This window comes from Streptomyces bambusae (assembly GCF_019400985.1).
Taxonomy (GTDB): Bacteria; Actinomycetota; Actinomycetes; order Streptomycetales; family Streptomycetaceae; genus Streptomyces; species Streptomyces bambusae_A.
The window spans coordinates 1-12,349 of sequence record NZ_WTFF01000224.1; the positions used below are offsets into that span (position 1 = coordinate 1).

A 12,349-nucleotide genomic window follows, 5' to 3' on the forward strand; every position below is an offset into this window, starting at 1 on the left:
CTCAGAGACACGTCTCGGGAGGTTCAGGTTATGAATAGTCACCGCCCCCCCCCCCGCGCGTTTTTGGGGGGGGGTGTCCTGGGCGGCCTCCCATTTGGGAGAGGGGGCTGGTGGGGGAAAGGCCCCGCGCAGCGGACCCCGCCCTACCCCCTGGCTTCGGCTTCGTCCGCCAAGGCCGTGAGGTCCGCAATGGACATCGAGCCCGGCGGCAGCCCCTCGCGGGCGAAGATGTTCGCGGCATGCCGCAACACCTCGTTCACCGGCGTCGGCACCCCGTGCAGCCGCCCCAGCAGGGAAATCTCCCCGTTCAGATAGTCCGCCTCGATCGACCCGGTCCCCCGCTCCAAGCTCTGCCACGACGAACCGCCCCGCACCCCCGGCGGGGACACGACCTTCCCGTCGCGCGCCTGCGACTGCTCCGCGTCCGAGGCGTAGGCGATGCCGGCCGCCGCGTACGCCGCCTTCGCCTCGCGGATCGCCCGCAGGTGCAGCGCCGCCTTCGCCGGATCGGGTTCGGGGCCGGTGGTGGCCTGGATGGCGTTGCCGAGGTTGCCCAGCAGCTTGGCGTACTTCCACCGCATCACGTCCTCGACGACCGGCGCCTCGAAGCCGGCCTTCTCCAGGTCGGCGGCGAAGCTGCGGGCCCGCTCGTCGGCGCCGCCGGCGGCCAGGCCCACGTGCAGGATGCCGGTGAGCGGCGCGCACAGCGCCGAGACCACGCCCGGCTGGAGGAAGTCCGAGGGCAGCCAGACGCACACTCCGTAGACCCGGTCGAAGCGGCGCAGCGCCAGGCGCTCGCCCTCGACCCCGTTCTGCGTGCAGAAGACCGGCAGCCGCTGTGCGGCCGTGCCGCCGCCGGCGACCTCGGCGTCGCCCCAGGTGTCGAGGGCGGCGACGGCGTCCTGGGTCTTGACGCAGAGCACGAGCGCGTCGTCCGGGCGCAGTTCGCCGAGCTCGGCCGGCCGGGTGACGACCGGCAGCCGGTGCACCCGGGTGCCCTGAGCGGTCGTCAGGGTCAGGCCCCGCTCCCGCAGGGCCTGGGCGTGGGCGCCGCGCGCGACGAGGACGACCTCGCCGCCCGCTTCCGCGAGCCGTCCGCCGATGGTGGCGCCGACCGCGCCCGCGCCGATGATGATGTACCGCATGGCCCGAGCCTACCGACGTCCCGGAACGTGACGGGGCCCGGGAGCATATCCAGCTCCCGGGCTCCTGAGTGCCACCCCATTGCGCACACCGGCGGCGTTTAAGAGTCGCGGATCAATGTGAGATCGATGTGTTCTGCCTGTCAACTACCCGGCCCTAAGGGGCCAGGCTTGGAGGTAGAGCCCAACTGGCGGCTGGGTGGTCTCCTCCGTCCAGCACCCTAGACGGGTGCTGGGGCGTGTGACTCCGCCCCGCTTCGCCACGACTCCCACGCGCGAGCGCGGATGTTGCGGGAGGCATTGCGGTCTGCGTGATCAACGAATCCGCACGACCGGCACGCGAACCGCCCCTGAGAGACGCGGCTCAGCTTGTCCGTGTGCCCGCACTCCGCGCACATGCGCGAGGTGTAGGCAGGGTCAACGAAGAGAACAGGAACCCCGGCGCGGCGCGCCTTGTACTCCACGAACCGTCCGAGTTGGGCGAAGGCCCAGGAGTGCAGCGCGACCCGTTGGGGCTTGCGGAGCCGTACCCGGGTGCGGATACCGGCAAGGTCTTCCATGCCGATCCCGCGCCCGGTGCGTTCAGCCTCGGTCACGATGCGCTTCGAGATGATGTGGTTGGCCTCGGTCGCCTTGCGCTGCTCCTTGCGGCGCCGCCGCTTGAGGACCCGCTTGGCGGACTTGGTGCCCTTCTTCTGGAGCTTGGCCCGCAGGGCGAGCTGTCGCTTGCGGTACCGGTTCAGCTCGCGTCCGGCGTGGATCTTCCCGTCGGACGTGGTGGCGATGTTGACGATGCCGAGATCCACGCCGAGGAAGTCGATCGGCTCGTACTGCTCGGCCTCGGGGATCTCACACGTGGCGATCAGGAACCACATGCCGTCCCGGTGGACGAGATCGGATTCGCCCTTGCGGTGCTCGGCCAGCAGTTTGCGGGCCTGCTCCGAGCAGGAAAACCGAACACCGCGCAGACGCCCGGCCGTGGTCCAGATCGACACGGTCTGCTCGTCCACCTGCCACGACAAGCACCGGTCGTCGTACGGCTGAGCCGCGTCCGAGCGGAAGTGGATCGGCTTGGACTCCGCTTTGGCCCGGCGCTTCGACCCGGGCTTGCCCAGGTTTCCGGCTCGAATGTTCGCTCGCAGAGTGGTGTAGGCGTCGGCAACCTTGCGCAGCACATGCAGCGCAGGCTGCGCCGACAGACCCCGCCCTTTCAGATCGTCGTAGGCGAATCCCTGCAACGCCTTACGCGAGGTCTCGCCCCGCCGATGCGCTTCACCGGCAAGCCAGTTCGCCGCATCGTTGGCCGTACGCAGGGTCGCTTCAAGCGCTGTGGCCACCTCGGGCGACGGCGTGAGCTTGACCTGCACCACGACCTTCATACCGATCACCGTAGCATCGCGCCTATTGCACCGAGATGGGAACCAGACCCCGACATCCGCAGGGGAAGAAGCGCCGTCCACACCCGCACATCCGATTATCCGGCAGCGGGGTTCAGTCGCCGGTGAGTTCGACCAGTTTGGCCACCGTGTTCCAGTTGCGGGTGGTCGCGTCGATGCCCTTGAGCACGGCCGGGCGGAACAGGGCCTCGGCGAGCTTGGAGCGGCCCAGGCCTTCGGGGGCGTAGAGGTAGACGACCTTGTCGCCGACGGCGAACTCCTCGGGGAGGAAGGCCTGTCCGTCGATCGCGGCGAAGCGGTCCTCGGCCGGCTGCTGCGACAGGAACGTGGCGTGCAGCTGTCTGCCCTCCAGCTCGGCCGCCGGGTACGGGCAGGCGTCGGCGACGGCGCGCAGGTATGCGCCGTCGACCACCAGGCACGCCACCCGGAAGCCGAAGCGGGTCTCGATCGCCCGCTCCAGCTCCCGGGCGAGGAGGCCGGTGTCCTGCTCCGGGCTAGTGAAGACGGCGTTGCCGCTCTGCAGGTACGTCGCCACGTCGCCGTACCCGAGCTCCGTCATGACCGCGCGGAGCTCGGCCATCGGGACCTTCTTGCTCCCGCCGACATTGATGCCGCGCAACAGCGCCGCGTATTTCTTCGTCGTAGCAGCCTTCTTCGTCATGGCAGGAACCGTAGAGCAGCCCACTGACACCGCCACGGCGGTCGGTGCGTCACCTCAGTTCCGCCTCGATCAGGTCGGCCGCCCGGCGCGTGCCGCCCTCGGCGGCCATGTCCTTGCGGACGGCCTCGGCCCGGGCGGCTACCTCGGGGTCGGCGGCCAGGGCGAGTACGGCCTCGCGCAGGGTCGCGGCGTCGGCCCGGTCCATCGGGACGTGCCGGCCCACGCCGAGGGCGACCAGCATGTCGGCGTTGCCGAACTGGTCGACCGCCTGCGGGACCGCGACCATCGGGGTGGCGGTGGCCAGCCCCTCCTGGCAGCCGCCGGCGCCCGCGTGGGTGATGAAGGCGTCCGCCTGCCCCAGGATGTCCAGCTGGGGCACCCAGCGGTGGACCTCGACGTCGGCGGGGATCTCACCGAGGTCGGCCTCGTCGGTGAACCGGCCGATCTGGAGGACCACGTGCCAGTCGGGCAGGTCCTTGAAGGCGTCGATGCAGGCGCGGTAGAAGGCGGGCTGCTTGGTGAAGGCGGAGCCGAGCGAGACGAGGACGACCTTCTTGCCCTCGGCGCCGGCCGGCCGCTGCCAGTGGCCCTGGTCGGACCGGTCGCCCTGGCAGGCGCCGACGAAGGTGTGGACGGTGGTGTCGACCCGGTCGGCGTTGGGCTGGAGGGCCCGCGGGATGAGGACGAGCCCGCGGCGGGGGCGGCCGACGAAGCGGTCGGGGTCGTCCGCGATGCCGTTCCCCTCCAGCCAGGTACGGAAGCGGGCGTAGTAGGCCTGGCCGCGCTCGGACGCCTTGAGCTCGGCGAACGCCGACGCGGCCACCTCCTCCTCGTAGCCCTCCCAGGCGACGAGATTCGGCGAGAGCGAGATCGCGGGGACTCCCCAGCGCCGGGCCAGCACGTTGGCCGGGTAGGAGGTGATGTCGTGCAGGACGAGGTCCGGCTCGTCGCCCTCGAAGGCGGCCGCGAGCTGCGGCAGGGCCTGGATCGCGTCGTCGAGGAAGGGCGTGATCTGGTCGATGAATTCGGTGCCCCACGCGTCGGGCTCGGTGGGGAGGGTGGAGGTGTAGACGACGGGGGTGGCGCCGGTCCGGGCGACCGTGTCGGCGAAGGAGGCCGGGATGGCGTAGCTGACGCGGTGCCCGCGGGCCACGAGCTCGCGGATCACCTCCAGGCTCGGGTTCACGTGGCCGTGGGCGGCGATGGAGAACATGGCGATGTGGGCGGGGCGGCGCGGTGAGGTCATGGAATTGAACATAACGAGACGATACGTCTCGTGCAACCGATTAGGCGCGATCACGCCACCCCGGGCCGCCGCCGGGCCGATGCCCCGTCCCCGCTCCGCCGGCCTGATGGCGCGTCAAGGGGAGGGCGGTCCGGGATGAAAGACTTGGCGCATTCACGACGATCCGGACCCGGAGAACGACATGGACGAGGCACAGGCCAGGGAGGTGCTGGCGGCCACCGGCCTCGCGGACGGCGCCACGCTGCTGGCCCTGGGGGAGAACGCGGTCTTCGCGACCGGGGATCTGGTGGTCAAGGTGGGCCGGGCCGACCCCGCGCTGCTGGAGCGGGCCGAACGCGAGCTGTCCGTCGCCGGCTGGCTCGCGGAGATGGGCGTCCCGGCCGTGCGCGCGGCCGAACCGAAGCCGCGGCGGACAGCGGGCCACCCGGTGACCCTGTGGCACAGGCTGCCGGACCCGGTCCGCCCCGCCGGCCCGGAGGACCTCGCCCTGCTGCTGCGACAGCTGCACGCCCTGCCCGCGCCGCAGGGCTTCGAGCTGCCGCGGCGGGACCTGCTGGCCGGCGTCGAGCGCTGGCTGCGGCTGGCCGGCGACGCCGTCGACCCGGCGGACGCGGCGTACCTGCGCGCCCGCCGGGACGCCTACGCGGCGGAGGTGGCCTCGCTGACGCCCCACCTGCCGCCGGGGCCGATCCACGGCGACGCCCTGCCGCGCAACGTCCACGTGGGCCCGGACGGGCCGGTCCTGGTGGACCTGGAGACCGTCTCGTCGGACCTGCGCGAGCACGACCTCGTGGTGATGGCGCTGTCCCGCGACCGGTACGGGCTGCCGCACGAGGCGTACGACGCCTTCGTCCGCGCCTACGGCTGGGACGTGCGCGACTGGCCGGGCTGCGCACTGCTGCGCGGCGCCCGCGAGACCGCCAGCTGCGCCTGGATCTCGCAGCACGCCCGGAGCAACCCCGGCGCCCTGGCGGAGTTCCGCCGCCGCGTGGCCTCCCTGCGCGAACGCGCCCCCGAGGTCCGCTGGCACTCCTTCTGAGAGGCTTCTAGAGGCCCTCCGGGGCGGTCGCGTCGTGGACCAGGAGGGCGATCTGGACGCGGTTGTTGAGGTCGAGCCGCGTCAGGATGCGGGAGACGTGGGTCTTCACCGTCGGCAGGGCCAGGTGGAGTTCCCGTGCGATCTCCGCGTTGGACAGGCCCCGCCCGACCGCCAGGGCCACCTCCCGCTCGCGCTCGGCCAGGAGCGCCAGCCGGTTGCGGGCGGTGGTCGCGCGGGTGTCGCGGTCGCGGCCCGATCCGCCCGCCACCTGGTCCATGAGGCGGCGGGTGACGGCAGGGGAGAGCACCGGGTCCCCCGCGGCGACCGTGCGGATCGCCGTCACGATCTCCTGCGGAGGGGTGTCCTTGAGGAGGAATCCGGCCGCACCGGCGCGCAGTGCCCGCAGGACGTGCGCGTCGGTGTGGAAGGTGGTCAGGACGAGTACCTCCGGGGCGCCGGCCCGTGCCCGCAGCGCCTCCGTGGCCGCCAGCCCGTCGACCCCCGGCATGCGGATGTCCATCAGCACCAGGTCGGGTCCGTGCGCGGCGACCAGCCCCGGGACCTCCGCCCCGTCGGCGGCCTCCGCGACCAGCTCGATGTCCGGGGCGCCCCCCAGCATCAGCCGCAGCCCCGCGCGGACGATCGCGTCGTCGTCGACCAGCAGTACCCGGATCACCCGCGCCTCCTCATGATCATCCCTGCCAGGGTAGCCACGCCCGCACGCGGAAGCCGCCGTCGACGGGGAGGGCGGTCAGTTCGCCGCCCGCGAGCCGGGCCCGTTCCGCCAGCCCGATCAGCCCCTGGCCCCCGTCCGTGCTGTCGCCCGGGCCCCCGGTGGGGGCGCCGGGCGGCCGGGCGTTGGCGATCTCCACCGTCAGCCCCTCCCCCGGTCCTCCGGCCACCCGCACGTCGACGGCCGCACCGGGCGCGTGTTTGCGCACGTTGGTCAGCGCCTCCTGCACGATCCGGTACGCCGTACGTCCCGCCAGCGCCGGCGCGGTCCCGTCGGGGGGCCCGGTCAGCTCGATCCGGTCGCCGGCGGCCCGTGCCTCTTCGACCAGCCGGGCCAGGTCCGGCAGTTCCGGCTGGGGTCGCTCGTCCTCGCCCGTCCCGGATCCCGCCCGCAGTACGCCGATCACCTCGCGCAGGTCGCGCAGGGCCAGGTGGGCGCTCTCCCGCATCACCCCGGCCGCCCGCTCGATCTCCGCCCTGGGGGCGCCGGGATTGAATTCCAGGGCTCCCGCGTGGACGCTCAGCAGCGACAGGCGGTGGCCGAGGACGTCGTGCATCTCGCGGGCGATCTCCTCGCGGGCCTCCATCCGGGCCCGTTCGGCCCGGGACTCGGCGTCCGCCTCCGCCAGTTCGGCGCGCGCCCGGAGCGAGCCGATCAGCTGCTCCCGGGAGCGCCGGAACAGCCCCCAGCCGATCGCTCCGGCGAGGAGGGCGAAGTACGTGACGGCCGGACCGGCCCGTTCCTCGGGCATGTCCGGCAGCTGCCAGAGGAAGACCGGCAGCGGGGCGAAGATCAGGGCCGCGACCCATGCCGTGGCCCGCCACGGCCGCGTCGCGGCCACCGTGAACACCGCCACCACGGCCGGGCCGGTCAGGTAGTGCGCCTGGGTGCCGGCCAGGATCAGCACCACGGCCAGCGGGACCGGCCAGCGCCGCCGCAGGAGCACCGCGGCGCACGCGAGCCCGCCGGCCATCTGGTCGGCCGTGCGCCAGCGCGGGTCGAGGGTCTCCACCACCGGGATGGACTGCGAACTGACGGCGGCGAACAAGGCGGAGAAGAGGACCAGCCCCAGGTCGGTGGCCCAGTCCCGGCGGGTGCGGTGGATGTGGCGCATGTCCGGAGAATCTACGCGGGGCCGCCCGCGGCCGGGCGTCCGCGGACGGCATCGGATACTTAAGTACGACTGGCGGGGTCCTTCGGACCGATCCCCCGCGCCGAGTGGCCCGCCTAGCGTCGGGGCATGACCTCCAACACCCCCAAACCGCCGCTCGCCGCCTTCACGGGCCTGCTCTCCTTCGTCCTCGTCGTCGGCGGCGCGAGCGGCCTCCTGCACGAGTGGCTCGACTGGATCCACTTCATGGGCTTCGTGCGTCACCTCGTACCGGAGGGCTACGAGGTCTACGGCTACACCGTCATGCTCGTCCTCGGAGTGGCGGTGGGTGCGGCGGGCGACTCGCTGTCCCGCCGCACCGGCGCCTGACCGACGGCGCGGGGGCCCGCGGGCCTGTCCCGCCGACCAGGGGCTACGCCGGTGACGGGGCCGCGGCCGGCGCCGGGGCGAGCGCGCGCAGTGGCCAGGCCGGGTCGATCACCGCGTCCGGGGTGCCCTGGCGGCGCAGGTAGGCCTCGAAGTCCCGGGCCCAGCGGGCGTACCAGACGCCCTGGCGGTCGTGGAGCTCGGCCGGGTCGAGCTCCGCCACCCGCGGGTGGCGCTCGGCCAGTGCCCGGGCCACCCGGACGGCCGCGAGCGCGTCGGCGCCCGCGTCGTGCGCGTGGTCGAGCGGGACCCCGTAGACCGCGCACGCCGCCTCCAGCGTCCGCTTGCCGCGGCGGTAGCGGTCCACCGCCCGGTCGATGGTCAGCGGGTCCACCACCGGCCCCGTCCGGGCCCCGCCCAGCCGGTCGGCCAGCGACGGCAGCCCGTACCGGGCCAGCTCCGCCGACAGCAGGGTCAGGTCGAAGGACGCGTTGTACGCGACGACCACCGCGCCCGCGAGCCACCACTCGGCCAGCTCGGCGGCGACCTCGTCGGCGACCTCCCGGGCCGGCCGGCCCTGTGCGGCGGCGCGCTCGCTGCTGATGCCGTGGATCGCCGACGCCTGCTCGGGGATGGGTATGCCCGGGTCGGCGAGCCAGGTCCGGCGCCCGCGCACCTCCCCGTCGTGCACGTCGACCACCGCGGCCGTGACGATCCGCGACTCCCCCGGCTCCGTGCCGGTCGTCTCCAGGTCGAACCCGACCAGTACTCCCCTGTGCCACTCCCCCATGGCGTACGTCTCCCCCCGCTTCCGCCGGCCACTGCCGGACTACGGCTTTCAGCCTGCCACGGGCCACTGACACCCCGTCCGGCCGGGGTCCCCGGGCACCGCCCGCCCGGGCCGGTCAGGACACCGGCCGGGAGTCCTGCCAGACCGACTCGAACTCCTCCCGGTACGTCGTGAACAGGCCGTGGTCGGCGTCCCTGGGCACGCCCCGGCCGCCGCCGCGCAGCACCAGCACGGGCGCCTCCATCCCGCGGGCCCGCCGCAGGTACGACTGGACCACGGCGATGCCCGAGGACTCGCCCTCCACCACGTAGGCGGTGAAGCGGGGGGTCTCGTCGAAGACGTGGATCTCGAAGCCCGAGGGGTCGCGCAGGCCGGCCCGCACCCGGCGCACGTGCAGGATGTTCATCTCCACCGAGCGGCTCAGCTCGCCCTTGCGCAGGCCCAGCTCCCGCTCGCGCCGTTTGACCGCGCTGCTGGCCGGGTTCAGGAACAGCAGCCGCACCCGGCAGCCGGACTCGACAAGCCTGACCAGCCTGCGGCCCGAGTAGTTCTGGACCAGCAGGTTCAGGCCTATGCCGATCGCGTCGAGGCGGCGGGCCCCGCCGAAGAGGTCCTCCGCCGGCAGCTGCCGCTGCAGGCGGACCCGGTCGGGATGGACGGAGACGACGTCGGCGTACCGGTCGCCCACCAGGTCCTCGACCGCGTCGATCGGCAGCCGGTCCGCCGAGGGGCTGCCCGCGCCGCCGCCCAGCACCTCCAGCAGCCGGGCGGAGGCCCGCTCGGCCTGGGACAGGACCGCCTGGGACAGGGCCCGGTTGCGGGAGACGACGTTGCGGGTGACCTCCAGCTCGTCGAGCGCCAGCTCGATCTCGCGCCGGTCGTCGAAGTACGGCTCGAAGCAGGGCCAGTGCTGGACCATCAGCTCGCGCAGCTGGGGCAGGGTCAGGAAGCTGAGCACGTTGTCGTCGGCCGGGTCGAGCAGATAGCCCTTGCGCCGGCTGACCTCGCGTACGGCGACGGCCCGCTGCACCCACTCCTGCCCGGCGGGGCCGGCGGCCGCGACCACCCAGTCGTCCTCGCCGTGCACGGGCTCGTAGATGGGCCGCAGCACCGCCCCGACGACGGCGCGCAGCCGCTGTTCGATGAGGTTCAGCCAGATGTACGCACGCCCCGCGCGCTGTGCGCGGGTACGGACCTCGGTCCAGGCGTCCGCGCCCCAGTCCAGTTCGACGCCGGTCGCCGTACTCCCCGCCGTCGCCGGACCCGCCAGGGACACCGCCCCGGCCGCGACCCCGCCGGGGCCGCCACCAGGGGCGTCCGCCGCCGGGCCGCCCTCGTGACCGCCGTCACCAGGGGGCAGCTCCAGACCTCCCGAGCTCACCCGTGCACCGCCTTCCGCTACCCCTCCAGTGATCAAGGAAGAGTACTCCGCGCCCGAGCCCCGTTGCAGCCGGATGGCCCTTACACCGGCTGCCGGTTGACCCATTATCCGATCCGCGCATAGTCCGCTGACCCGCATATCGGCTCCGCGCGGTCACCCGGTGGGACCATCCCAAGTCCGCACGCTCCGCCGCTCTTTCGGGGAAGATCTGGTACGGCAGACGAGACCGGAACCGGCTCGGGAGTGGAAGAGAAGCATCTATGCAGGTCTGGCCGGGGCAGTCGTACCCGCTCGGCGCCACGTACGACGGCGCCGGGACCAATTTCGCGGTCTACTCGGAGGCCGCCCGCCGCATCGAACTGTGCCTGTTGCACGACGACGGCTCCGAGACGGCCGTCGAACTGCGCGAGACGGACGCCTTCGTCCGGCACGCCTACCTGCCCGGGGTCATGCCGGGCCAGCGCTACGGCTTCCGCGTCCACGGCCCGTACGAGCCGGAGCGCGGCCGGCGCTGCAACGCCGCCAAGCTGCTGCTGGACCCGTACGCCCGGGCCATCAGCGGGTCCATCGCCTGGGGCGAGGAGGTGTACGGCTACCACTTCGGCCGCCCCGACTCGCGCAACGACCTCGACTCGGCCCCGCGCACGATGAGTTCGGTCGTGGTGAACCCGTACTTCGACTGGGCCAACGACCGGCCGCCGCGCACCGAGTACCACCACACGGTGCTCTACGAGGCGCACGTCAAGGGCCTCACGATGCGCCACCCGGACCTGCCCGAGGAGCTGCGCGGCACCTACGCGGCCCTCGCGCACCCGGCGGTGATCGGGCACCTGGCCAAGCTCGGGGTCACGGCCCTGGAGCTGATGCCGGTGCACCAGTTCGTGCACGACCACCGGCTCGTGGACGACGGGCTGAGCAACTACTGGGGCTACAACACGATCGGCTTCTTCGCCCCGCACAACGGCTATGCCTCGGGCGACCGCGGGCAGCAGGTGCTGGAGTTCAAGTCGGCGGTCCGCGCCCTGCACGAGGCGGGCATCGAGGTGATCCTCGACGTGGTCTACAACCACACCGCCGAGGGCAACCACCTGGGTCCCACGCTGTCCTTCCGGGGGCTGGACAACGCCTCGTACTACCGGCTGGCCGAGGATCCCCGCTACTACACGGACACCACCGGCACCGGCAACTCGCTCCTCATGCGCTCCCCGCACGTGCTCCAGCTCATCATGGACTCGCTGCGCTACTGGGTCACCGAGATGCACGTGGACGGCTTCCGCTTCGACCTCGCGGCGACCCTGGCCCGGCAGTTCCACGAGGTGGACCGGCTGTCGTCGTTCTTCGACCTGGTGCAGCAGGACCCGGTGGTGAGCCAGGTGAAGCTGATCGCCGAGCCGTGGGACCTGGGCGAGGGCGGCTACCAGGTGGGCAACTTCCCGCCGCTGTGGACCGAGTGGAACGGCAAGTACCGGGACACCGTACGGGACTTGTGGCGCGGCCAGCCGCGCACTCTCGCCGAGTTCGCCGGCCGGCTCACCGGCTCCTCGGACCTCTACCAGGACGACGGCCGACGCCCGCTGGCCTCGATCAACTTCACCACCTGCCACGACGGTTTCACCCTGCACGACCTGGTCTCGTACGACGAGAAGCACAACGAGGCCAACCGGGAGGGCAATCGGGACGGCGAGGCACACAACCGGTCCTGGAACTGCGGGGTCGAGGGCGCGACGGAGGACCCGGAGGTCCTGGAGCTGCGGGCCCGCCAGATGCGGAACTTCACCGCCACGCTGATGCTGTCGCAGGGGGTGCCCATGCTCAGCCACGGCGACGAGTTCGCCCGCACCCAGGGCGGCAACAACAACGCGTACTGCCAGGACAACGAGCTGTCCTGGGTGCCGTGGCCGGACCCGGGCAAACCGGCGCCCGTGCTGCTGGAGTTCACCCGCCAGATGGTGTGGCTGCGGCGCAACCACCCGGTGTTCAGGCGGCGCCGGTTCTTCCACGGGCGGCCGGTGGAGGGGACGCACGACGAGCTGTCGGACATCGCCTGGTTCACCCCGCACGGCGAGGAGATGCGGGCGCGCGACTGGCAGGCGCAGAACACCCGTGCGCTGACGGTGTTCCTCAACGGCGAGGCGATCTCGGAGCCGGGCAGCCGCGGGGAGCGGATCACCGACGACTCGTTCCTGCTGATGTTCAACGTCAGTGCCGACCCGCAGGAGTTCACGCTTCCGGCCGGGCACGGCGACCGGTGGCGGCTGGTGGTCGACACGGCCCGCGAGGAGGTCCTGCCACCCGGTTCCGGGCCGCAGTACGGGGCCGGGGACCGGGTGACGCTCACGGGACGGAGTCTGGCGGTGCTGCAGCGGCCGGCGTAGGCGGCCCCGTCCGTGTCAGGGGCAGGGGCGGCGTACGCGGCCGTCAGCGTCAGGGGCGGCGTACGCGGCGCGGGTCAGGGGCGGCGTACGCGGCGCGCGTCAGGGGGC

The 12,349-nt window shown here is 72.7% G+C and carries 11 protein-coding genes; 3 read left to right on the plus strand and 8 right to left on the minus strand.

Annotated elements, in window-relative coordinates; translation table 11 throughout:
• Positions 1-143: 143 nt before the first annotated feature.
• From GPJ59_RS25655 to mgt, 4 genes are all read right to left on the minus strand, one after another.
• Positions 144-1,145, minus strand: a complete 1,002-nt coding sequence (locus tag GPJ59_RS25655; RefSeq protein WP_219670065.1) for a ketopantoate reductase family protein — start codon at positions 1,143-1,145, stop codon at positions 144-146.
• A 218-nt stretch (positions 1,146-1,363) separates the two neighbouring features.
• On the minus strand, positions 1,364-2,521 hold the full coding sequence (locus GPJ59_RS25660; RefSeq protein ID WP_219670066.1) for an RNA-guided endonuclease InsQ/TnpB family protein: 1,158 nt from the start codon (positions 2,519-2,521) through the stop codon (positions 1,364-1,366).
• A 112-nt stretch (positions 2,522-2,633) separates the two neighbouring features.
• Complete coding sequence (locus GPJ59_RS25665; protein WP_219670067.1) at positions 2,634-3,200, minus strand: DUF1697 domain-containing protein; 567 nt, start codon at positions 3,198-3,200, stop codon at positions 2,634-2,636.
• A 49-nt stretch (positions 3,201-3,249) separates the two neighbouring features.
• Positions 3,250-4,497, minus strand: coding sequence for a macrolide-inactivating glycosyltransferase (gene mgt / locus GPJ59_RS25670; RefSeq protein WP_374200900.1), 1,248 nt, complete (start codon positions 4,495-4,497; stop codon positions 3,250-3,252).
• Between the two features lie 130 nt (positions 4,498-4,627).
• Here mgt and GPJ59_RS25675 point away from each other — a divergent pair, with 130 nt between their 5' ends.
• Positions 4,628-5,485, plus strand: coding sequence for a phosphotransferase enzyme family protein (locus GPJ59_RS25675; protein WP_219670069.1), 858 nt, complete (start codon positions 4,628-4,630; stop codon positions 5,483-5,485).
• A 7-nt stretch (positions 5,486-5,492) separates the two neighbouring features.
• On the opposite strand, the gene GPJ59_RS25680 is transcribed toward GPJ59_RS25675, so the two are convergent.
• Both GPJ59_RS25680 and GPJ59_RS25685 read right to left on the minus strand, forming a co-directional pair.
• On the minus strand, positions 5,493-6,161 hold the full coding sequence (locus tag GPJ59_RS25680) for a response regulator (protein WP_219670070.1): 669 nt from the start codon (positions 6,159-6,161) through the stop codon (positions 5,493-5,495).
• A gap of 16 nt (positions 6,162-6,177) precedes the next feature.
• On the minus strand, positions 6,178-7,332 hold the full coding sequence (locus tag GPJ59_RS25685) for a sensor histidine kinase (RefSeq protein ID WP_219670071.1): 1,155 nt from the start codon (positions 7,330-7,332) through the stop codon (positions 6,178-6,180).
• A 126-nt stretch (positions 7,333-7,458) separates the two neighbouring features.
• Between GPJ59_RS25685 and GPJ59_RS25690 the strand changes: the two genes are divergently transcribed.
• Complete coding sequence (locus tag GPJ59_RS25690; RefSeq protein ID WP_219670072.1) at positions 7,459-7,698, plus strand: hypothetical protein; 240 nt, start codon at positions 7,459-7,461, stop codon at positions 7,696-7,698.
• A gap of 43 nt (positions 7,699-7,741) precedes the next feature.
• Here the strand turns inward: GPJ59_RS25690 and GPJ59_RS25695 are convergent, their stop codons facing one another.
• Together GPJ59_RS25695 and GPJ59_RS25700 are read right to left on the minus strand one after the other, a co-directional pair.
• Complete coding sequence (locus tag GPJ59_RS25695; protein ID WP_219670073.1) at positions 7,742-8,485, minus strand: exonuclease domain-containing protein; 744 nt, start codon at positions 8,483-8,485, stop codon at positions 7,742-7,744.
• A 115-nt stretch (positions 8,486-8,600) separates the two neighbouring features.
• Positions 8,601-9,866, minus strand: a complete 1,266-nt coding sequence (locus GPJ59_RS25700; protein WP_219670074.1) for an SAV2148 family HEPN domain-containing protein — start codon at positions 9,864-9,866, stop codon at positions 8,601-8,603.
• Between the two features lie 260 nt (positions 9,867-10,126).
• Between GPJ59_RS25700 and glgX the strand changes: the two genes are divergently transcribed.
• Positions 10,127-12,241, plus strand: a complete 2,115-nt coding sequence (glgX, locus tag GPJ59_RS25705; RefSeq protein ID WP_219670075.1) for a glycogen debranching protein GlgX — start codon at positions 10,127-10,129, stop codon at positions 12,239-12,241.
• The last annotated feature ends 108 nt before the right edge of the window (positions 12,242-12,349 follow it).